At 67.0% G+C, this 21,016-nt stretch carries 18 protein-coding genes; 13 read left to right on the top strand and 5 right to left on the bottom strand.

The annotated features are described in order from the left end of the window. Window positions 1-3: 3 nt before the first annotated feature. The 3 genes from VFH59_RS08325 to VFH59_RS08315 form a co-directional block, all read right to left on the bottom strand. Entirely contained in the window at window positions 4-297 is a 294-nt protein-coding gene (locus VFH59_RS08325) for a hypothetical protein (RefSeq protein ID WP_325164421.1), read from the bottom strand. A 45-nt stretch (window positions 298-342) separates the two neighbouring features. Then, window positions 343-1,239 carry an SAM-dependent methyltransferase gene (locus VFH59_RS08320; RefSeq protein WP_325164420.1) on the bottom strand — a complete coding sequence of 299 codons (897 nt, stop codon included), beginning with the start codon at window positions 1,237-1,239 and terminating at the stop codon, window positions 343-345. 92 nt (window positions 1,240-1,331) lie between these two features. Then, on the bottom strand, window positions 1,332-2,207 hold the full coding sequence (locus VFH59_RS08315; protein ID WP_325164419.1) for a lytic transglycosylase domain-containing protein: 876 nt from the start codon (window positions 2,205-2,207) through the stop codon (window positions 1,332-1,334). Between the two features lie 445 nt (window positions 2,208-2,652). On the opposite strand from VFH59_RS08315, the gene miaB reads away from it, so the two are divergent. The 6 genes from miaB (at window position 2,653) to VFH59_RS08285 (ending at window position 9,146) form a co-directional block, all read left to right on the top strand. Further along, window positions 2,653-3,999, top strand: a complete 1,347-nt coding sequence (gene miaB / locus VFH59_RS08310) for a tRNA (N6-isopentenyl adenosine(37)-C2)-methylthiotransferase MiaB (protein ID WP_325164418.1) — start codon at window positions 2,653-2,655, stop codon at window positions 3,997-3,999. A gap of 199 nt (window positions 4,000-4,198) precedes the next feature. Further along, window positions 4,199-5,206: a PhoH family protein gene (locus tag VFH59_RS08305; RefSeq protein ID WP_325164417.1), complete on the top strand. Its 1,008-nt coding sequence runs from the start codon at window positions 4,199-4,201 to the stop codon at window positions 5,204-5,206. Beyond that, the gene (gene ybeY / locus VFH59_RS08300; RefSeq protein WP_414655867.1) at window positions 5,203-5,697 is read left to right on the top strand and encodes an rRNA maturation RNase YbeY; all 495 of its coding nucleotides are present in this window, start codon (window positions 5,203-5,205) and stop codon (window positions 5,695-5,697) included. Before VFH59_RS08305 ends, ybeY begins: the two co-directional genes overlap by 4 nt. 198 nt (window positions 5,698-5,895) lie before the next feature. Continuing rightward, window positions 5,896-6,750, top strand: a complete 855-nt coding sequence (locus tag VFH59_RS08295; RefSeq protein ID WP_325164415.1) for an HlyC/CorC family transporter — start codon at window positions 5,896-5,898, stop codon at window positions 6,748-6,750. Continuing rightward, on the top strand, window positions 6,743-8,017 hold the full coding sequence (locus VFH59_RS08290) for a DUF4105 domain-containing protein (RefSeq protein ID WP_325164414.1): 1,275 nt from the start codon (window positions 6,743-6,745) through the stop codon (window positions 8,015-8,017). The genes VFH59_RS08295 and VFH59_RS08290 overlap by 8 nt, the downstream gene beginning before the upstream one ends. A 109-nt stretch (window positions 8,018-8,126) precedes the next feature. Further along, complete coding sequence (locus tag VFH59_RS08285; RefSeq protein WP_325164413.1) at window positions 8,127-9,146, top strand: magnesium and cobalt transport protein CorA; 1,020 nt, start codon at window positions 8,127-8,129, stop codon at window positions 9,144-9,146. 82 nt (window positions 9,147-9,228) lie between these two features. On the opposite strand, the gene VFH59_RS08280 is transcribed toward VFH59_RS08285, so the two are convergent. After that, window positions 9,229-9,567, bottom strand: a complete 339-nt coding sequence (locus VFH59_RS08280; protein ID WP_325164412.1) for an endonuclease domain-containing protein — start codon at window positions 9,565-9,567, stop codon at window positions 9,229-9,231. A gap of 200 nt (window positions 9,568-9,767) precedes the next feature. After that, window positions 9,768-11,858: a S9 family peptidase gene (locus tag VFH59_RS08275; RefSeq protein WP_325164411.1), complete on the bottom strand. Its 2,091-nt coding sequence runs from the start codon at window positions 11,856-11,858 to the stop codon at window positions 9,768-9,770. 132 nt (window positions 11,859-11,990) lie between these two features. Here VFH59_RS08275 and VFH59_RS08270 point away from each other — a divergent pair, with 132 nt between their 5' ends. The 7 genes from VFH59_RS08270 to VFH59_RS08240 all read left to right on the top strand — a co-directional run. Beyond that, window positions 11,991-13,352, top strand: a complete 1,362-nt coding sequence (locus VFH59_RS08270; RefSeq protein WP_325164410.1) for a hypothetical protein — start codon at window positions 11,991-11,993, stop codon at window positions 13,350-13,352. A gap of 96 nt (window positions 13,353-13,448) precedes the next feature. After that, the gene (locus VFH59_RS08265) at window positions 13,449-13,889 is read left to right on the top strand and encodes a pilin (protein WP_325164409.1); all 441 of its coding nucleotides are present in this window, start codon (window positions 13,449-13,451) and stop codon (window positions 13,887-13,889) included. Between the two features lie 335 nt (window positions 13,890-14,224). Further along, window positions 14,225-14,662: a pilin gene (locus VFH59_RS08260; RefSeq protein ID WP_325164408.1), complete on the top strand. Its 438-nt coding sequence runs from the start codon at window positions 14,225-14,227 to the stop codon at window positions 14,660-14,662. A 61-nt stretch (window positions 14,663-14,723) separates the two neighbouring features. Then, window positions 14,724-16,802: a tetratricopeptide repeat protein gene (locus tag VFH59_RS08255; protein ID WP_325164407.1), complete on the top strand. Its 2,079-nt coding sequence runs from the start codon at window positions 14,724-14,726 to the stop codon at window positions 16,800-16,802. Beyond that, window positions 16,799-18,763: a hypothetical protein gene (locus VFH59_RS08250; RefSeq protein WP_325164406.1), complete on the top strand. Its 1,965-nt coding sequence runs from the start codon at window positions 16,799-16,801 to the stop codon at window positions 18,761-18,763. Before VFH59_RS08255 ends, VFH59_RS08250 begins: the two co-directional genes overlap by 4 nt. A gap of 54 nt (window positions 18,764-18,817) precedes the next feature. Continuing rightward, window positions 18,818-20,557: an ABC transporter ATP-binding protein gene (locus VFH59_RS08245; RefSeq protein WP_325164405.1), complete on the top strand. Its 1,740-nt coding sequence runs from the start codon at window positions 18,818-18,820 to the stop codon at window positions 20,555-20,557. A gap of 211 nt (window positions 20,558-20,768) precedes the next feature. Continuing rightward, window positions 20,769-21,016, top strand: a 248-nt coding sequence (locus VFH59_RS08240) for a GDP-mannose 4,6-dehydratase (protein ID WP_325164404.1), incomplete at its 3' end; no start/stop codon positions are given.

The raw sequence follows: 21,016 nt of genomic DNA, 5'->3' as shown, positions 1-21,016 counted from the left end.
GCGCTAGGGCTGGGGGGGAGCGTGATCGGAGTCGGGGTCGGGCGACGGCAAGGGCGGCGGCCCCTCCTCTTCCCCCAGCCCTTCGTCTTCGTGGAAAGTCTGCGACGTCTGCGGGCTGTACATGGCCTTGGGGCCGAACTCGACGGCCAGCCGCGAGGCGTCACCGGACGACGCGGCCGCCTTCAGCGCGCCCGATGCCCCTGCTTCCTGCAGCCGTTGCTGGAGTTCATGCGCCGGGGCATGACGAAGCGAGGCGTCGCGGCCGATCGCCTCGAGCAGATCAATCGTGTCTGACATCGGTCCCCCTTCCCTGCGCTGCCTGGCTGCCGCGCCGCGGCTAGTCTAGCCATTTGCCGGGTCGGTGGCTGGCCTCGCCGCCGCCTGGGCGCCGAAGGACGCCTCCGCGGCGTTCCGGTCCAGCAGGCTTGCCCGATCCAGCTCGGCCAGGCGCTCCCGAATCGCCAGGTTCGGCTGCATCGGCCGCAGCGGCGGCAGCACCACCGTCTCCTCGGCGGTCAATGGCACCCGCGGCAGGTCGCGCAGGGCCAGTCGGCGGATGCGCGGCTTCTCGATCGGCAGCGTGGCGGCCCGGTAGACGATCAGCCGGTGGTCCAGCGGGTAGTCCCGGCTCAGCAGGTCGACCAGCACCTGGCGATAGGCCGGTCCGGTCTGGAAGCGGGTCAGCGAGCGATCCCCGACCAGCCCGACCTGCCACAGCACCAGGTAGGCCGTCGGATCGATGCGCCGCTCGAACAGCAGCAGCTGGCTGGCCTCGTAGTGTTGGCAACCGAAGCGCCCCGGGTCGATGCCCAGGTCCGCGTAAAGGCAATCCTCCGCCGAAACCCCCGGCTCCATGTGTGCCTCGAACCCCTCCGCCCGCGCCGTGGCGACAGCCTTGTGGGGCGACCAGGCAAAGATGCCCGGGTGGCCGTAGAACACACCGCAGACCCGCTTGCCCGCACGCACCTGGGCCATCATCAGCCCGACCCATTCCCGGTAGGTTTCCAGGCGCGACTTGCCTTCCGCGTAGTACGGCTGGAGGCTGCGCACGTCCGGGTGCATGCGCTGCAACCACAGCTCCACGATGCCGTCGGAGAGCCCGGCGAACACGACATCCGCCTGCTCGATGTGGCTGCGCGCCAGCGGCGTGAGGTGGGAGCCCAGGGTCATGCCCAGGCCGACGCAGGCGAGGCTGCCGCGCCGCGCACCTTCGGGCAGCGGAAGAGACGGTAGGTCCATGGTCGATGACTGGCCCGTGGTTGGGACGGATGGCCGCGCGCAAACGCCCGGTCCGGATGGCACACGGGTGGCACCATCCTAAGGGAAACGGATCAGGGCGCGCCGCTGCTGCGCATCGCGGCCATCGGCCCATGCAGCGCCGTGCCATAGCGCCGGCGCAGCTCGCCGACGCGTTTCACGTAGACCCGGGTCTCCGCGAAGGGCGGCACGCCGTTGTAACGCTGCACGGCCCCCGGTCCGGCATTGTAGGCCGCCGCGGCGAGCTGCTCGTCACCGCCGAAGGTCCGCAGCAGCTGCGCAAGGTAGCGGGCGCCGCCGCGGATGTTCTGGGCGGCATCGAAGGCATCGAGCACGCCCATGTCACTGGCAGTGGCGGGCATCAGCTGCATCAGGCCCTGCGCGCCCTTGAGCGAGAGCGCGTTGGGGTTGAATGCGCTCTCGGCGTGGATCACGGCGCGCAGGAAGGCCTCGTTCACACCCGATTCCGCGCTGGCCGCGCGGATGGCCGCGGCGTACGCGGTGAGGTTCAGCCGCACCCGGCTCCAGTCGATGGTCGAGTGCAGGTTGCAGGCAACGCAGGTGGCGATGTACGTGAACAGCGTGGTGACCGCGCGGCCCTTGCCGCCGCCCGGCCGGAGGTTGGTGTACTCGACCGAGCCGTCGGCCTTCTCCACCCGGTACACCGCGCCGCGCAGCACCCGGTTCGCGGGTGCCGGCGCGGCGGCCATGCGGTCGGCATCCTCGCGATAGGTCCACTTGCCGGGGTCGACGGTCCGCGCCGTGGTCTGCACCGAGCCCTCGACCTCGGCCAGCGATACCGGCCGCGCCGTGGTCTGTACCCAGCCGTGCACGCCCGCCAGCGAGGCGACCCGCTTGCGTGCGGGCGCCCGGGGCCTGCGGCGCGGCGCGTCGGCGAAGGACGCCACCTTGCGGCAGCCGCCGTAGCCGGCGGTGGTGCTGCTGTACACCGTTTCCCCGCCGGACCCAGTGCACTGGTACAGCGCACCGGCATGGGCCCTGGGCAACCAGAGCAAACCCGCCGACAGCACACATGCGAGCGCGATCCTTCGCAGGATCGTGCGACCTGGGAAAGCAGCGGAAACCGCGCCGGCGCTCTCCCCATGGCGTGCGGCGGCAAACATGCGCGGAGTTTGCCCCCATGGCGGGGCGGAAGCCAGCACCGCCCCGCGGTTCCGTGCGCAATGGCAAGCTTTGGTCTGGACTTCCGAGGCCTCGCGCAAAGGCGCAGAAGCGCAGCGGGAGCCGTCCGGTCGTGACCGGACGGCCGGAGACCGCCGCCCCGACCGCAAGTGCCTGATTCACCCCGGAAACTGGAACCCGCTCACCCACCCGCGTAAACTGTGCGGTTCGGCGCCCATCCGCTGGCGCCTCAGGCAAACGGTACCCCAGCCCATGAGCGGCAAACTCTTCATCAAGACCCACGGCTGCCAGATGAACGAGTACGACTCGGCCAAGATGGCCGACGTGCTCAAGGCCTCGCACGGCCTGGAACTGACCCAGGACGAGTCCGAGGCGGACGTGATCCTGATCAACACCTGCTCGATCCGCGAAAAGGCGCAGGAGAAGGTGTTCAGCCAGCTCGGCCGCTGGAAGGAGTTCAAGCAGGGCGGCAAGCCGGTGCTGATCGGGGTCGGCGGCTGCGTGGCCAGCCAGGAGGGCGAGGCGATCATCAAGCGCGCGCCGTTCGTGGACCTCGTGTTCGGCCCGCAGACGCTGCACCGCCTGCCCGAGCTGATCGACGCCAAGCGCGAGAGCGGCAAGCCGCAGGTGGACATCTCCTTCCCCGAGATCGAGAAGTTCGATCGCCTGCCCGAGCCGCGCGCCGAAGGCCCCACCGCCTTCGTCTCGATCATGGAAGGGTGCTCCAAATACTGCAGCTATTGCGTGGTGCCCTATACGCGCGGCACCGAGATCAGCCGCCCGTTCGACGACGTGCTGGTGGAAGTGGCGCAGCTGGCCGAGCAGGGCGTGCGCGAGGTCACCCTGCTGGGGCAGAACGTCAATGCCTACCAGGGCCCGACGCATGACGGCGGCACCGCGGACCTGGCCGTGCTGATCCATGCGATCGCCCAGATCGAGCCGATCGGCCGCATCCGCTTCACCACCTCGCACCCGCTGGAGTTTTCCGACTCGCTGATCGAGGCCTACGCCAGCGTGCCCAAGCTCGCCAACTTCCTGCACCTGCCGGTGCAGGCCGGCTCCGACCGCATCCTGGCGGCGATGAAGCGCGGCTACACCACGCTCGAGTTCAAGCAGAAGATCCGCAAGCTGCGCACGGTGCGCCCGGACATCTGCATCAGCTCGGACTTCATCGTCGGCTTTCCCGGCGAGACCGAGGACGATTTCCAGAAGACGATGAAGCTGATCGAGGACGTCGGTTTCGACCAGAGCTTCTCCTTCATCTTCTCCGCCCGCCCCGGCACGCCGGCGGCGAACCTCGCCGACGACACGCCCTCCGAGGTCAAGCACGCACGCCTGTCGCAGCTGCAGGCGAAGATCAACGACAACGCGCGGATCATCAATGAAGCGATGGTCGGCACCGTACAGCGCGTGCTGGTGGAGAAGCCCAGCCGCAAGAACCCGGACGAGCTCACCGGTCGCACCGAAAACATGCGCTTCGTGAACTTCCCCGGCAACGCACGTTTGATCGGCCAGTTCATCGACGTCGAAATCACCGAGGCCATGACCAACTCGCTGCGCGGGCGGGTGCACCTGGCCGAGGAAGCCGTCGTCGCCTAGAGACTCAACCCCCTCCCCTGCTTGCAGGGAGGGTTCTAGAGATTCAACCCCCTCCCCTGCTTGCAGGGGAGGGCTCTAGAGATTCAACCCCCTCCCCTGCTTGCAGGGGAGGGCTGGGGAGGGGTCGCCCTTGGCGACATCAGAGCCCCCTCCCGGCCTCCCCCTGCAAGCAGGGAGAGGAGCCAACTCACGGAGCCCCATGACCAACGGCCTCAACGAACGCGACTTCACCCTCGACCCGGAAGACAACGCTCGGCTGGCGAACCTGTGCGGGCCGTTCGACGAACACCTGCGCCAGGTCGAGTTGCGCCTGGGCGTGGAGATCGACCATCGCGGCAACCTGTTCAAGGTGATCGGCGAAGAAGTGCCCGCCCGTGCCGCCGAGCGGGTGTTGCGCGCGCTCTACGCCGCCACCGAAAGCGAAACGCTCACCGGCGCCCAAATCAACCTGCAGCTGGCCGAGTCGGGCATCGACGCGATGGTCGACGAGGCCGCCGAGGGCGCGCAGGACGTGGTGATCAAGGTCAAGCGCGGCGTGATCAAGGGCCGCGGTCCCAGCCAGGCGCGTTACCTGCACGCGATCGCCACCCATGACATCAATTTCGGCGTGGGCCCGGCCGGTACCGGCAAGACCTACCTGGCGGTGGCCAGCGCGGTCGAGGCGCTGGAAGCCAACCGCGTGCAGCGCCTGTTGCTGGTGCGCCCGGCGGTGGAGGCCGGCGAGAAGCTCGGTTTCCTGCCCGGCGACCTGAGCCAGAAGGTCGATCCCTATCTGCGTCCGCTGTACGACGCGCTCTACGAAATGCTCGGCTTCGAGAAGGTCGCCAAGCTGATCGAGCGCAACGTCATCGAGATCGCGCCGCTGGCCTACATGCGCGGACGCACGCTCAACGATTCCTACGTGATCCTCGACGAAGCCCAGAACACCACGGTCGAGCAGATGAAGATGTTCCTGACCCGCATCGGCTTCGGCTCGGTGGCGGTGATCACCGGCGACGTCAGCCAGATCGACCTGCCGCGGCACATCCGTTCGGGCCTGCGCCACGCGATCGAGGTGCTGCGGGGCGTCGACGGCATCAGCTTCACCTTCTTCACCTCGCGCGACGTGGTGCGCCATCCGCTGGTCGCCAAGATCGTGCGGGCGTACGAGGCATTCGAGCAGGCGAGCGAGGAGCCCGGCGCGGGAAAGAAGGGCGGCCCCGCGTGACTGGCAAGGCCCGGCGCGCCCAGGCGGAAACGCCGCCCGCTCCCCAGACTGCCGTGAGCTATGCGGTCCCCCGCACAGGCGTGCCCGCACCGGCCAGCTTCCGCCAGTGGGTGGCGGCGGCGCTGCGGGGAGCCCGGCGGCGCAAGCCGGCCGAGGTCGCCGTCCGTATCGTCGACGCCGAGGAAGGCCGGGCGCTCAACCGCGACTACCGCGGCAAGGACTACGCCACCAACGTGCTTTCCTTTCCTGCCGAGCTGCCGCCTGGCGTCGACCTGCCGCTGATCGGCGATCTGGCCATCTGCGCGCCGGTGGTCGCCCGCGAAGCGGCCGAACAGGGCAAGAAGCCACGCGACCACTGGGCGCACCTGACCGTGCACGGCACGCTGCACCTGCTTGGCTATGACCATATCGAGGAGGCCGACGCCGAGGCGATGGAAGCGCTGGAACGGCGCATCCTGGCCGGGCTGGGCATCGCCGATCCCTACGCCTGAGAACTACCCCTTCCCGGCCTCCCGCTGCAGGCAGGGGGAGGAGCCCGGCACCTTGCGCGATCGCCCCCGCTTGCATCGGCGCCCTCCCCTGCTTGCAGGGGAGGGCTGGGGAGAGACCCGCTTGTGCCCTGAATCTCCACGTTTTTTCCGTTAGACTCCGGCTTTCCGCCCTTCCACGGGGCGCTCCCTCCCGAGTTGATGAACGACGACCCTGGCAGTACCAACGGCCCGGCCCCCCACCGCTCCTGGTGGGATCGTCTGGGCCACCTGTTTTCCGGCGAACCGCGCAACCGCGACGAACTGATCGAGGAATTGCGCGCCGCCCAGGCCAACGGCCTGTTGTCCAACGACACCCTCACCATGGTGGAGGGTGCGCTCAAGGTCACCGAGCTCAGCGTGGACGACGTCATGGTCCCGCGCGCGCAGATCGTGATGATCGCGGCGGATGCCTCGCTGCCGGAAATCCTCGCCAAGGTGGTCGAATCGGGCCACTCGCGCTTTCCCGTGCATGGCGAGGACAAGGACGAGATCGTCGGGATCCTGCTGGCCAAGGACCTGCTCAAGTATTTCGGCGACGGCGAGGGCTTCGACCTGGGCCTGTTGCTGCGCCCGGCGGTCCTGATTCCCGAATCGATGCGCCTGAACGTGCTGCTGGCGGAATTCCGCCGCTCGCGCAACCACATGGCGCTGGTGGTGGACGAGTACGGCGGCGTTGCCGGCCTGATCACCATCGAGGATGTGCTGGAGCAGATCGTCGGCGAAATCGACGACGAGCACGACGACGAGGACGAGCCGAGCCTGATGCACGAACTGCCCGGCGGCGGCTGGATGGTCAGCGCGCTGACCCCCATCGCCGACTTCAACGAGCAGACCGGCGCGACCTTCTCCGACGAGGAGTTCGACACCGTGGGCGGCATGGCGACCGCCGAGTTCGGCCACCTGCCCGAGGCGGGCGAGGAAGTGGTGTTCGGCGGCTACCTGTTCATCGTCACCGAAGCCGACGACCGACGCGTGCAGCAGTTCCACGTGACCCGGCAGGCGCTCGATGCCTGAAGCACACCTCGTGCGCGGTGGCCGCCATCGTCCCGCCAGCCCCGTCGCACACAAGGTGCGCTCCTGCCTGGGGCGCGCCTGGCTTTGCCTGCTCCTCGCGCTCGTCCTGGTCCCGCGCGCCCACGCCGGCGTCGCCAATGCCCCGGGGGCAAACCTCGAGGTCTCGCTGATCACCTACGGACCCGGCGAGACCTACTGGGAACGGTTCGGCCACGACGCCATCGAGGTGCGCGACACGGTCAGTGGCGAGGCCTACAACTTCAACTACGGCGTGTTCGACTTCGACGAGCGCGGGTTCCTGCTCAACTTTGCGCGCGGGCGCATGCACTACCTGATGGATGCCGCGCCCGCGACGCTGGACGAGGACTGGTACATCCAGGCCGGCCGTTCCGTCACCCGCCAACGGCTCGATTTCACGCCGGCACAGGCCGCCGCACTGCGCGACTTCCTGCTGTGGAACCTGCGCCCGGAAAACGCGCGCTACGATTACGACTACTACGTCGACAACTGCACCACGCGCGTGCGCGACGCACTGGACCGCGCGCTCGGCGGGGTGCTCCAGGCCCAGCTCACCGCCCGCCCGGGCGGCATGACCTACCGCCAGCAGACCGTCCGCCTGATGAGCGCGCAGCCGTGGCTGATGCTGCTGCTCGACCTCGGGCTGGGACCCTACGCGGACCAGCCGCTCGACGCATGGCAGGAGAGCTTCCTGCCCGCCGTGCTGGCGCGGGAACTGTCGACCGCACGCGTGGCCGGCCCGCAGGGCATGCATCCCCTGGTGACCGGCACCGAGCTGGTCTCGCCCAACCGCCTGGAAACGCCCCCGGCCACGCCTCCCGACCTGCGCCTTCCGCTCGCCCTGGCCGGGCTGGCCGCGGCTGCGGTATTGCTGCTCGCCCGCCGCTTCTGGCCCAGCGGCTTCGCCCTCCTCGGCAGCTTCTACCTGCTGTTCGCGGGACTGGCCGGCATCGGCCTGCTCATCCTGTGGCTGCTGACAACCCACCACGCCGCCTGGGCCAACGCCAACCTGCTCTTGTTCAATCCGCTCGCGCTCGCGCTGCTTCCCTCCGCGTGGCGCGCCAGGCGCCGGTTGCCCGCCTCGCGCCTTGCCGATGCCGTGCTCCTGCTGCAGCTGTTCGCCCTGCTGGCCGCGGTGCTGCTGCACCTGCTCCCCGGCACCGTGCAACAGAACCAGCCCTGGCTGCTGTTCGCGATGCCGGTGTGGCTGGCGCTGGCCTGGGGCATGCGCGCGAGGCATTCCCTGTAGACACGCACCGGAGCGCGACCGCGGGCTGCGCGCGAGCCATGCCGGTCGCGCAGACGGTGCGCTCCTGCTACCGATTGCCTCGCGCCCGGCTGCCGCGCATCATGCGCCGATGACATCCGCCAGCTCGCACGGACCGGACTCGCCGACACCGGCCAACGGCATGGTCGTCAACTGCATCGCCTACCGTGGCGACGGCACCCGCATCGGCGACGTCAGCCTTGACGCGATCAGCGACGTCCTGCGGGAGCCCGGCACCTTCGTTTGGGTCGGCCTGCACGAGCCGGACGCCCCCTTGCTGCTGAAGCTGCAGGAGGAGTTCGACCTGCACGACCTGGCCGTGGAGGACGCGCACAAGGCACACCAGCGCACCAAGCTGGAGGCCTATGGCGACTCGCTGTTCCTGGTGGTGCAGACGGCGCAGGTGGTCGACGGCAACCTGGCCTTCGGCGAGACGCAGATCTTCTTCGGCGAGCGCTACCTGGTGACCGTCCGCCACGGCGCCTCGCTGTCCTACGCGCCGGCGCGGCGCAGCTGCGAGCAGGCACACGAGCTGATGCGCAACGGTCCCAGCTACGGGCTGTACGGCGTGCTGGACTTCATCGTCGACAACATGTTGCCGATCGTCCGCGACTTCCGTGAGGAGCTGCACCGGCTCGAGGCGGACATCTTCGCCGAGACCTTCAAGCGCAGCACGGTGCGCCGGCTGTACGACATGCAACGCGACCTGACCACCTTGCGCCTGGCCGTCGCGCCTCTGCAGGACATCACCAACCAGCTGGTGCGCATGCACCCGCAGCTGATCCCGGACGACCTGCGCCCCTACTTCCGCGACGTCTACGACCATGTGTTCCGCGTCAATGAATCGATCGCCGCCATGCGCGAGATGCTCGCTGCGGCGATCAACGTGAACCTTTCGCTGGTCACCTTCGGGCAGAACGAGGTGATGAAGCGCCTGGCAGGCTACGCCGCGCTGCTGGCCGCACCCACGCTGATCACCAGCTGGTACGGCATGAACTTCACCCACATGCCCGAGCTGGACCGGCCCTGGGCGTATCCGCTGGTGATCGTGGTGGTGGCGGGTGTGGTGGGGGGCATCTACACCTGGCTCAAGCGGGTGAAGTGGCTGTAGGGCATACCCTCTCACCCTGCCTGCAAACAGGCGGAGGAGCCGGAAGCCAGACGAGTGAACGACCTCCCCTTTGGAGCCTCGGTTACACCTCGCCGAGATACCGCAGGATCTCCTCCAGCACGGTATCCACCCGCAACAGCACGTCGTCGTTCCAGAAGCGCAACACCCGATAGCCCTCGGCCTCGATCAGGCGGGTGCGGCTGGCGTCGTAGCGGCACTTGTCGGCGTGTTGTCCGCCATCGAGCTCGATGGCCAGGCGGGGAGGCACGCAGGCGAAATCCACGATGAACCTGGCGACCGGATACTGGCGGCGGAACTTCCAGCCAGCCAGTTGCTCGCGCCGCAGGTAATGCCACAAGCGGCGCTCGGCATCGGTGGCATGGTTGCGCAACTTGCGCGCACGTTCCCATCTGAGCTCCACGCCCGACTTCCACATCCTGGGGAGAGGAAAAGCTACCCCCTCCCAACCTCCCCCTGCGAGCAGGGGGAGGAGCAACCTCCGGCAGGCCGAAGCTGGTCACCACGTACTCCCGCCCCTGCTTGCAGGGGAGGCAAATGCGGGGATGGGCCAAGTCACGTACTCCCTCCCCTGCTTGCAGGGGAGGGCTGGGGGGGTGCTCTTCAGTGCCTGGACGTCCACCGCTTCAACCACGCATTCACCGTCTCATGCCACATCACGCTGTTCTGCGGCTTGAGCACCCAGTGGTTCTCTTCCGGGAAAGTGAGGAACTCGCTGGGAATCCCGCGGCGCTGCAGCGCGGTGAACGCGCCCAGGCCCTGGGTGATGGGGATGCGGAAATCGTTCCCGCTGTGCACCACCAGCATCGGCACGCGCCAGTCCTTGACGTGGTCGATCGGGTTGAAGCGCTCGTAGTTTTCCGGATGATCGAACTGCGTGCCGCCGTTCTCCTTCTCCTCGAACCAGAGCTCCTCGGTGGCGTAGTACATCATGCGTGCGTCGAACACGCCGTCGTGGTCGACCAGGCACTTCCAGGGCTGGTTCCACACGCCGGCGATCCAGTAGGTCATGTAGCCGCCGTAGCTGGCGCCCAGCGCGCAGGCATTGTCGCCGTCGAGGAAGCTGTACTTGTCCAGCGCGGCTTTCCAGCCGGCCTTGAGATCCTCCAGCGGCTTGCCGCCCCAGTCGCCAGAGATCGAGTCGGTGAAGGCCTGGCCGTATCCGGTCGAGCCATGGAAGTTGATGGTCACCACCGCGAAGCCCTGGCCCGCGTAGGTCTGCGGGTTCCAGCGGTAGCTCCAGTCGTTGGTCATCGCGCCCTGCGGACCACCGTGGATGATGAAGGCGACCGGGTACTTCTGGCCGCGCTTGTAGCCGACCGGCTTGACCACGTAACCCTGCACCGTGTCGTTGTTCCAGCCCTTGAAGGTGAAGAACTCGAAATCACCAGTCTTCGCGTTCTTCAGCCGCTCGGCGTTGAAGTGGGTGACCTGCTTCAGGCCGCGGCCACGGGCATTGGCCAGGTACAGGTCGACCGGGTGCCTGAGATCATCGCGCGCCAGCAGCAGCTTGCCGTCCTGGAGCGAGTAGCCGCCCACCGCACCGTCGCCGACCAGCTTGGTGACCTTGCCGCTGGCGGCATCGATGGCGAACAGCGGGTGCTGGCCTTCGTCGTCGGCGGTGGCATAGAGGGTCTTGCCGTCCTGCGCGATGGTGAGCGCGCCCGGTGAACGGTCCCACTGCGGATCGATCTCGCGCGTCGATCCGCTCTGCAGGTCCATCGCCATGATGGCGAAGCGGTCGGCCTCGAAGCCAGGTTCCTTCATCGCCAGGTAGTAGAGCGTACGGCCGTCCGGCGAGGGCACCGGATAGGCGTCCCAGGCCTTGTTCGCCGCGGTCAGGTTCTGCGGCGCGGCCGAGCCGTCGGCCGGCACGCGGTAGAGGTCGAAGTTGGTCGACCAGGGCTCGCTGGTGCCGGCGATGCGCACGTCGAAGTAGACCGTGCGGCCGTCGGGCGAGAACGCGAACTCGCTTTCATCCCCGAAAGGCTTGCTCGGGATGTCGCCGTCGATGCCGCGGCTGAGCAGGGTCGGCTCGGCCGGCAGCATGCCCTGGCCGTCGAAGCGGGCGACGAACAGCTGGTTGCGGCGGCCATTGGCCCAGGTGTCCCAGTGGCGCACGAACAGCTTGTGGTAGACCGTGCCGGTCGCCTTGTTCTTCTCGCGGCCATCGATGCGCTCCTTGGTGCAGGCCAGGTCCGCGCAATCGGTGTAGACCTCGTAGGAGAGCAGCGCGCTCTTGCCGTCCGGCGAGAGCTTGTAGCCACCCAGGTCAAGCACGCCGTGGCTGACCTGCACCGCGGCCGGGTGCCCGGCCAGGTCCAGGCTGCCGCCGCTGCCCAGGTCCACCCGCCACAACTGCGCCACGCCATCGGCCGGGGCCACGTAATAGAGCGCGTGCCCGTCGGGCGCCCAGCGCGCCGAACCGCCCTTCTCCACCACCTTCACCGGGTCGCCGCCCTTCTTCAGGTCCAGCACGTAGATCGCATTGACGCCCTTGTTGGCGGCGTAGTCGGTGCTGCGCACGCCGAACGCGGCGTAACGGCCGTCGGGCGACAGCTGCGGGTCGCTGACCCGGTCCATCATCACCAGGTCGCGCACGTTGAACGGGTGGGGGGTATGGGTTTCCAGGTCGACCGCCACGGCCGGCATCGAAACCAGAGCCACGGCAAGTGCTGCGAGCAAAGCTTTCATGGGTTCCCTCGAACGCTGACGTAGCCGGTGACGGTACGCGGTGTCACCGCGCCGGCGCAAGCCAGGTCGCGTCCTCGTCAACCGAAGGCGGAGCGCGTATCTTCCGACCAGCCAAGTTAGGGGGGAAGGTCGATGGAACTTGAGGCAAGAACCGTCCCAAGCAATGGGAAGTTTGGGCGATTGCCGTGGATATTCGTACTCACCGCAATTACGGTCACGGCCTTCGGGCTGCGTTGGTACTACCTGTGCCACGCCCAAGTCTACCAACCGGTGCGTGGCGACGCTGTCCAGTATCATGCATATGCTTGGAACCTCGTCCACCACGGCGTCTTCTCCAAGGCCGGCCCAGGCAGCGGGCAGGTGGTCGGCGACAGCTTCAGGGATCCCGGTTATCCCATTTTCCTCGCGTTCTGGATGAAGCTGTTCGACAGCTTTCCCCGCTGGTACGCAGCGGTGCTACTGGCGCAGGCCTTGCTCGGTTCGCTTACCGTTACGTTCTCGATGCTGGCCGCGCGTGGCTGGATTCCCGACAAGTGGTTGATCGGCGCCGGCCTGCTCATGGCGGCCTGGCCTCATAGCATCACTATCGACAGTTTCCTGCTTACCGAGACACTTTTTGGCTTTCTGTGCGCTGTGGCGTTGTACCTCGCACGCGAGGCTTTCGCACGCGGAAAGGCGGCGTGGACCGCGGCAGCGGGACTTATTTTCGGCATGTCGTCGCTGACCAACGCGGTCCTCGTTCCTTTCGCCGCGCTGCTCGCCGCCGTCCTCTACCTCAGACGCCGCGTCCCACCGCGCCTCGCGGTCATACTTGCCATAAGCGCCCTTGTCTTGCCGCTTGCCTGGGGCGTGCGCAATGCCCAGCTGACTTCCGGTGCTTCGTCGAGCGGGCGAGCATTACTCAATCTGGTCCAGGGGTCGTGGCCCGAATACCACGCTGCGTACCTACAGTCAGTACAAGGCAATCCCGAGGCTGCCCGCACGCTGCATGCGATAGGAGCCGAATCGAGGGTGATGTTGAGCCATCCGCGCGGCGGGATTCGTCTCATGGCCAAACGCATGGCCGCCGCCCCTCTTCATTACCTCGCGTGGTACATAAGCAAACCAGCCTTACTCTGGGGCTGGAGCATCCGCATGGGACAGGGCGATATCTACGTCTACCCCACGATCCACTCCCCCCTCGACCAGGAACTACTGCTACGCGCGTGGGTCTCGGTTTGCCATGGGTTCAATCCGCTGCTGATGCTGCTGGCCTTCGCGGGCTGCATTGGGGTGTTGTGGCGGGCGCCGAATGCCCACATTGCGCCGATCGCCGGCCTGCTGTTCTTGTACGTCACCCTGCTCTATTCGACCCTGCAAGCAGAACCCCGGTATTCAATTCCGTTCCGCGGCCAGGAAATTCTGCTCGCGTGGCACGCGCTACAGCGAGTGGCGCACTGGGTCGCGACCCGGCGTGCCTTGCCACCCCGCCCAAGCGGAATGGATCCGGTGTGACCCTCATCACGCGGGCAAGATGTGGCGTTAAAAACCGACCTGGACGGTACGGGACGTGCTTGCCTACCCATGCCATTTACCTAACCGGACCTTCCCATGTGCGCCAAGTACGCCAGTAAGGGCTTCACGCTTATCGAACTGATGATCGTGGTGGCGATCATCGCCATCCTGGCGGCCATCGCCATCCCTGCCTACCAGGATTACGCCATACGCGGCCAGGTCATCGAAGGCATGAGTCTGTCGACTGGCGCCAAGGCGGCCGTGTGGGACTACGTGTCGAACAACGGTCACTTTCCCTCCAACAACCAGTCCGCCGGACTGGCCGACGCCAACGATATCAAGGGCAGCTATGTCTCGAGCGTGGACGTGTCGGGCGGCAAGGTCCTGGTCGCCTTCAAGGGCCCGAAGGCGAACGTCCAGATCCACGACGTCACGCTCGCCCTTTCGCCGATTACCCACAGCGGCAGCATCGCATGGACCTGCAACGGTTCCAGCACGACGCTGCCCGACAAGTACCTGCCCTCGACCTGCCGCTGACGCACGGCCTTATTGGGGCGGCACTGACAAACTTGGGCAGTAGCTGCCCCCTTGCGGCATGCCGGCAGGATGTTGCAGGGATCACGCTTCCCCAACCGGGCTCCACGGCTGGAACACAGGTTGTAGACATTCGTGACGACGTGCACAATCGCCCGGCCTGCAGCTATGCGGCAATAAAGAGGCAGTGGGCGTGGCACGCAAACTGCTTCGAACACCGCGAGCTTCCTGGTCGTTCCTGACCGCAGCATGTGGGGTCCGATTCCGCCTAGGGGGATCCGGGACCGGGGCTCAGGGGGCATCAAAAACGGTTAGCTAACCAGCAAAGAGGAACCACCATGAACAAGAATCTGCAGAAGGGCTTCACCCTGATCGAGCTGATGATCGTGGTCGCGATCATCGCGATCCTGGCGGCCATCGCCATCCCGGCCTACCAGGACTACACCATCCGCTCGCAGGTGTCCGAGGGCCTGGCCCTGGCTGATGGCTCCAAGACGGCCGTCGGCGAGTTCTACACCACCACGGGCAGGCTGCCGGAGTCCAACGGGTCGGCAGGTCTTGCCACCAACACCGACATCAGGGGTCAGTACGTCAGCAGCGTGACTGTCGGCACCGGCGGTATCATCACGGCGGCTTACGGTGGCCCGAAGGCGAACAAGGCCCTCAAGACCACCTCGACCCTGCTGCTGTCGCCGATCACCCATCCGGGCAGCGTGGAATGGCGCTGCAAGAGCACGACCTTGTCCCCCAAGTACATGCCTTCGTCCTGCCGCTAATCCGCACGACGTCTGCATCGAAGGGCCGCCACGGGCGGCCCTTCTTGTTTTGGAGTAGCTGATGCCGAAAGCCTCGCGGTGGCCCTGGATCGGGATGCTGGCCGTCCTGCTCCTGACCTGGTTCGCCTACCTGCCCGGATTGAAGGGCGGCTTCCTGTTCGACGACTACGCGAACCTCCCCGCGCTGGGGGCGCTGGGTCCCATCGACAATGGCGCCGCGTTCTGGCGCTACGTGACCTCGGGCACCGCCGATCCGACCGGCCGGCCGCTCGCGCTGCTCTCGTTCCTGGTCGACGCGCACGACTGGCCTGCCGCGCCCGGGCCCTTCAAGCGCACCAACCTGCTGCTGCACCTGCTCAACGGCGCCCTGCTCGCGCTGTTGCTGCGCCAGTTGGGGCAAGCCTGGCTTCCCGGCGAGCTGGCCGACGAGGCCATGCGCAAACGCGCTGCCATGCGCGCCGACTGGGCCGCCGTACTCGGGGCATCGTTCTGGCTGCTGCATCCCCTTTTCGTTTCGACCACCCTCTACATCGTCCAGCGCGAGGCCATGCTTCCGCTGCTGTGGACGCTGGCCGGCCTGTTGCTATGGCTGCGGGGCCGACGCGCGTTCCAGTCGGGCAATACCCGCGCGGGAACGCTCTACATGGCAGCGGGGTTGGGCGGCTGTACCGTACTGGCCGTCCTCAGCAAGGCCAACGGCGTGCTGCTCCCGGCACTGGCGTTCGCCATCGAGTTCACGTTCCTGCACCAGGTAGCGCCTGTTCGCCCCCTCCCGGGGAAGGAAACCCGGCTGCGCTTCCGTCACCTGATGGCCGTGTTTGCAGGGGTCCCTTCCGTGCTGGTGGCCGTCTACCTGATCTACCGGGGCTGGCACGGCCTCGCCCACGACATTTCCGCAACACGTCCGTGGACGCTCGCCCAGCGCATGCTCACCGAGCCACGCATCCTGGTCGACTACCTGGGGCTGCTCTGGCTGCCACGGCCTTTCACGCCCGGATTGTTCAACGATCACATCGTGGTCTCGACGGGCCTCTGGTCGCCGCCGGGCACGCTGCCGGCGATAGTGGCGATCATCGCGCTGGTAGGGGCCGCCATTGTTTTGCGCAAGCGCCTGCCGGCCGTCGCACTGGCCATCCTGTTCTTCCTGGTGGGGCAAGCGATCGAGTCGAGCACGATCTCGCTGGAGCTTTACTTCGAGCACCGCAATTACCTTCCCGCAGTAATGATGTTCTGGCCGCTGGCCTTGTGGCTGTGCGACGTGCCGCAAGGCGTCCGCGCCGTCGCCAACCGGCAGCCGCCGAACAGCCTCCAGCCGGAAACCCGGCGTCGACTGAAGGCCAGCCTGGCCCTCGTGCTGCTCGCCGGCCTGGCCGGACTGACCCTGGCGCGCACGTCCTTGTGGGGCAACACCCACGACCAGGCCCTGCTGTGGGCGAAGCTCAACCCGGCCTCGCCCCGTGCGCAGGCCAATGCCGCGCAAGCCGAAATGAATGCGGGCAACCCGGCCGGGGCCGCGGCGCGCTTGAGGCCGGCCCTCGCCGCTGCGCCGGAGCAGGTGCAACTGGCCTTCAACCTGGTCGGGGCGGAGTGCCAGATGGGCCACATCCGTGCAGGGACCTGGCAGGCGGCGGAAGAGGCGCTGCGCACCACCCGGAATCCCGGCAGTCTGCTCGAGCACTGGTTCGAACGCGCCTTGAAACAGACCGAACACCCCGCCTGTCCGGAAATGACCATGGCAGCGATCGGCAAGCTGCTGGAGACGGCGCGCACCAGCCCCCGACTCATGTCCAGCGCCGGGCGCCGTCAGGACATCTACCACCTGCAGGGGCGCATCGACCTGATGCAGGGCAGGCCGGACGAGGCCCTGGCGGATTTCAACCGCGCGCTCGACCAGCAGGCGCGCACCACGGCCGCCCTCCAGCAGGCCTCCCTGCTCGGCGCGGCCGGGTACCCTGCCGAGGCGCTGGCCCATCTCGACCATTACGAGCTTGTCCGCAAGCAGGAAGAAGCCCCTGCCGCCGGCATGCCACGCCTCCATGCATGGGTCATGCGACACCAGCATTACTGGGATAGGGAGTTGGCCAGGCTTCGCAATACACTCATGGCTGATCAGCGAGCGAAGAGAGCAGATCCCGCATGAACCAGACCACGCGCAGGACCCATGGCTGGTGGTGGTTGCTCGCCGCCCTGGTCGTCACCTGCGTGGTGTACTGGCCCGGGCTCTCCGGCGCTTACATCTTCGACGACTACCCCAACATCGTCGACAACCACGGGGTACAGCCGGAACACGCCGACCTGGGCTCGCTGGCACGCGCCGCGCTGTCCTCGCCTTCCAGCGAGTTCAAGCGACCTCTCGCGTCCTTGAGCTTCGCCGCCAATTACCTGGCCTCAGGGCTGGACCCCTACTGGATGAAGCTGACCAACCTGGTCATCCACCTGCTCAACGGCCTGGTGCTTTTCCTGCTGGCCAAGCGGATCCTGCGGCTGGCAGCGCCGGCCAGCTACGGCGATGAAGGAACCGCCGGGCGTGTCGCCGCGCTGATCGCCGCAGGCTGGCTGCTGCTACCCATCAACCTCACCGCCGTGCTGTACGTGGTCCAGCGCATGGAGAGCATGGCCAACCTGTTCGTGCTGCTGGGCCTGCTCGGCTATGTCGAGGGCCGTTGCCGCATGCTCGCCGATCCGCGGGAGGACAGGCCCTCGCCGGCCAACCGGTATTTCCTGGTCTGCCTCGCGAGCCTGGTCCTTCCGACCGCCGTCGGGGTGCTGGCGAAGGAAACGGCGGTCATGTTGCCGCTGTATGCCGCCACCATCGAATGGGTGCTCTTCGGCTTCCGCACCCGTGCGGGAAAGCGCGACTTGCGCGTGATCGGGCTGTTCCTGGCCGTGCTGGTCTTGCCGCTTGTCACGGGGCTGGCCTGGCTGCTGCCGGGGTTGCTTCGCCCCGAGACCTGGGCCCAGCGTGATTTCACTCTGCACACCCGTTTGCTGAGCGAGGCGAGGATCGTCAGCGACTACGTGGCCTGGACGCTGCTGCCCACGCCCGGGGCGCTGTCGTTCTACCACGACGATTTCGTCGTCTCCTCGGGACTGTTCCAGCCCTGGTCGACCTTCGCTGGCCTGCTTGCCCTCGCCGTGCTGCTTGCGCTGGCGCTGTGGCTCAGGCGGCGCAGGCCGCTGGTCGCCCTGGGCATCCTGCTATTCCTCGGCTGCCACCTGCTGACCGGGACCATCCTCCGACTGGAACTGGTGTACGAACACCGGAACTATTTCGCCAGCTTCGGGCTCCTGCTGGCCATCGTCCCGCCGCTCGCCGCATTGGGATCCACCGATGCGCCGATGTTCGCCCTGCCCCGCCGGGCGCTGCTGGCCGCCCTTGCGGTCTGGTGGATCGGAATGACGGCCACCACCGCGATCGCCTGGGGCGATCCGCTGCACCTGGCCAAGGAACTTGCGGCCCGTGCGCCCCAGTCCCCGCGTGCCCAGTACGAGCTCGGCCGCACCTACATCATCTACTCGCACTACGACCCGGCCTCGCGCTTCACCCACCTGGCCTACGCGCCGCTTGAACGCGCGGCGGCGTTGCCCAAGTCGTCGATCCTGCCGCAGCAGGCGCTGATCTTCATGAACGCCCGCATGCACCTTCCGCTCAAGGATGCGTGGTGGGATTCCATGGTCGCCAAGCTCAAGGCGAAGAAGCCCGGCGTGCAGGACGAAAGCTCGCTGGGCGCGCTCACCGACTGCGCACGTGAGCAGCTCTGCGACCTGCCCAAGGACCGGATGGTCGAAGCGTTCCTCGCCGCGCTGTCTCATCCCGATCCGAGCGCGCGGCTGCTGGCGTCCTACGGGAATTACGCATGGAACGTCCTGGACGACCACGCGCTCGGGCTGCGCATGACGCAGGCTGCGGTCGAGGCCGCCCCGAGCGAGCCCGCCTACCGCATCACGCTGGTTCGCATGCTGATTGCGCTCGACCAGAAGCACGAGGCCCTGCGGGCGCTGGGCGGGCTGCAGATATTGAACCTGGCCGGGCGGCTGGACGACACGATCCACCGCCTCCAGGCACAGCTCGGCGGCCTCGATGCATCGGCAAGCCAGTGACCGCGCGGCCAACCGGTATCGACAGCCACCGTCCCACCGCCACGAGCACGCACCATGCTGGGTGACCTGAAGAAAATCTGGGGCATCTTCACGCGGCCCGAGCGGCGCAGGTCCGTATGGATGATGGTTCTGGTGATCCTGATGGCCGTGGCCGAGACCGGGAGTGTCCTGTCGATCATGCCGTTCCTGTCCGTGCTGGGCCGGCCGGCCGTCATCCACGAAAACCCCTGGCTGCACGCAACCTACAGTGCATTGCACTTCCACGACCTGCGCGCGTTCATCACCGCCATGGGGCTTGCCTCGATCGCCATCGTGCTTGCCTCTTCGGCGTTCAAGGCGGTCACGCTGCACCTGGTGAACCGGTTCGTGCATCTGCTGCGCCACTCCATCAGTGCGCGCCTGCTTTCCCGCTACCTGCACCAGCCGTACGAGTATTTCCTGTCCCACAACTCGTCCGTGCTGGGCCAGAACGTGCTCTCGGAAGTCGACCAGCTCCTGTTCAACCTGATCCAGCCGCTGTCGCAACTGATCGCCCAGGGCACGGTGGTGTTGGCCATGCTGTTGCTGATCTTCCTCTACAACCCGCTCACCGCCCTCGCGATCGTGCTGGTGGTCGGGCTCCTGTACGGGGCGATCTACGGGCTGGTGCGCCGGCACCTCGCGCGCATCGGCAAGGAGCGGCAGATCGCGAACGGCCAGCGGTTCCAGTCCTGCAACGAGGCGCTAGGCGGGATCAAGGACGTCAAGATCACCCATTCGGCGACGGCGTACCAGCAGAAATTCAACGACGCCTCCCGCCTGTATTCGCGCCACCTCGCCGCCAGCGACACCCTCAGCCAGTCGCCCCTGTACCTGGTGGAAGCCGTCGGCTACAGCGGCCTGATCGTCATCGCACTGCTGCTGATGCTGCAGAGTGGCGACATCGCCCACGTCCTGCCCGCGCTCGGCCTGTACGGCTTCGCCGCCTACCGGATGCTTCCCTCGGCACAGATCATGTATCGCGGATTCGCCAAGCTGAAGTTCTCCTCGGCCGCCCTGGATGCGATCCATCGCGATCTGCTGCTGCCGGAAGACAAGGGGACCATGGCCGCCGTCGCACTGGCGCCCCAACGGGACATCCGCCTGGAACAGCTCCGTTACGCCTATCCCTCGACGCCGGACGAGCCCGTCCTCGATCAATTCGACCTCGTCATACCGGCGGGCAGCAGCACCGGCATCACCGGCAAGAGCGGAGCGGGCAAGAGCACGTTGATGGACCTTCTGCTTGGTCTCCTGCACCCGCAGGCAGGCGCCCTGCGCGTGGACGATACGACCATCGATGGCGCCAACGTTGCTGCCTGGCAGCGGGCCATCGGTTACGTACCGCAACACATCTACCTGGCGGATGCCACCGTGGCGGAAAACATCGCCTTCGGCCTATCGCCCGGCGACATCGACATGCATGCCGTGGAACGCGCCGCCCGCACGGCACAGATCCATGAGTTCATCGTCAGCGAACTGAAGGAAGGCTACGGCACGCCGATCGGAGACCGGGGTATCCGGCTGTCCGGCGGGCAGCGCCAGCGTATCGGCATCGCACGTGCCCTCTACCGGGACCCGCCGGTGTTGTTGATGGACGAGGCCACCAGCGCCCTCGATGCCCAGACCGAACGGGCCTTCAACGAAGCCGTTGGCCGTCTTTCCGGCAAGAAGACCATCGTGGTGATCGCACACAAGGAAACGTCCTTGCGAGCATGCGACAGGGTCATCGTGGTCGAGAGCCGCGGCGCACGCGAGGCTTCACGGACCACGTGAGCGTTGGCATGGGGAGCCTGGCCGGGGTGGCATGGCCTCACCGCCAACCGGCGCACCATTCCTTGAGCACGGTCTGGCTCGTCGCTCCCCGGTGCGAAGTACGCCTGTCCGGACATCGGCGTTTGACTTCATACTGGTCCGGAATGGGCGCGCAGGCGGCATTACCCGCAGCGGCGTTGCCCAGCCCTAACGACGGCCCCTTGAAAATCCCATGACGCAAACAAGAACCGCATTGATCACTGGAGCCGATGGCTTTATCGGCTCGCACCTCACCGAGTTGCTGGTGCGCGAGGGATATTCCGTGAGGGCGCTGGCGCAGTACAACTCCTTCAGCCATTGGGGATGGCTGGAGGACATCGAGTGCCGGAACGAGGTGGAGATCATCGCCGGCGACGTGCGTGACCCGCACTTCTGCCAACGCGCCTGCCGGGGTATCGACACCGTCTTCCACCTGGCGGC

Origin of the sequence: Frateuria sp. (assembly GCF_035695185.1) — a bacterium.
In the GTDB taxonomy this organism is placed as follows: Bacteria; Pseudomonadota; Gammaproteobacteria; order Xanthomonadales; family Rhodanobacteraceae; genus Frateuria_A.
This window is presented reverse-complemented; position numbering and strand designations above follow the sequence as displayed.

What these genes read in the sequence shown, in the direction of transcription:
- VFH59_RS08325 (WP_325164421.1), bottom strand. Translation starts at nt 297, where the DNA reads ATGTCAGACACGATTGATCTGCTCGAGGCGATCGGCCGCGACGCCTCG.
- miaB (WP_325164418.1), top strand. Translation starts at nt 2,653, where the DNA reads ATGAGCGGCAAACTCTTCATCAAGACCCACGGCTGCCAGATGAACGAG.
- VFH59_RS08295 (WP_325164415.1), top strand. Translation starts at nt 5,896, where the DNA reads ATGAACGACGACCCTGGCAGTACCAACGGCCCGGCCCCCCACCGCTCC.
- VFH59_RS08260 (WP_325164408.1), top strand. Translation starts at nt 14,225, where the DNA reads ATGAACAAGAATCTGCAGAAGGGCTTCACCCTGATCGAGCTGATGATC.
- VFH59_RS08255 (WP_325164407.1), top strand. Translation starts at nt 14,724, where the DNA reads ATGCCGAAAGCCTCGCGGTGGCCCTGGATCGGGATGCTGGCCGTCCTG.
- VFH59_RS08305 (WP_325164417.1), top strand. Translation starts at nt 4,199, where the DNA reads ATGACCAACGGCCTCAACGAACGCGACTTCACCCTCGACCCGGAAGAC.
- VFH59_RS08250 (WP_325164406.1), top strand. Translation starts at nt 16,799, where the DNA reads ATGAACCAGACCACGCGCAGGACCCATGGCTGGTGGTGGTTGCTCGCC.
- VFH59_RS08285 (WP_325164413.1), top strand. Translation starts at nt 8,127, where the DNA reads ATGACATCCGCCAGCTCGCACGGACCGGACTCGCCGACACCGGCCAAC.
- VFH59_RS08275 (WP_325164411.1), bottom strand. Translation starts at nt 11,858, where the DNA reads ATGAAAGCTTTGCTCGCAGCACTTGCCGTGGCTCTGGTTTCGATGCCG.
- VFH59_RS08270 (WP_325164410.1), top strand. Translation starts at nt 11,991, where the DNA reads ATGGAACTTGAGGCAAGAACCGTCCCAAGCAATGGGAAGTTTGGGCGA.
- VFH59_RS08320 (WP_325164420.1), bottom strand. Translation starts at nt 1,239, where the DNA reads ATGGACCTACCGTCTCTTCCGCTGCCCGAAGGTGCGCGGCGCGGCAGC.
- VFH59_RS08245 (WP_325164405.1), top strand. Translation starts at nt 18,818, where the DNA reads ATGCTGGGTGACCTGAAGAAAATCTGGGGCATCTTCACGCGGCCCGAG.
- VFH59_RS08290 (WP_325164414.1), top strand. Translation starts at nt 6,743, where the DNA reads ATGCCTGAAGCACACCTCGTGCGCGGTGGCCGCCATCGTCCCGCCAGC.
- VFH59_RS08265 (WP_325164409.1), top strand. Translation starts at nt 13,449, where the DNA reads ATGTGCGCCAAGTACGCCAGTAAGGGCTTCACGCTTATCGAACTGATG.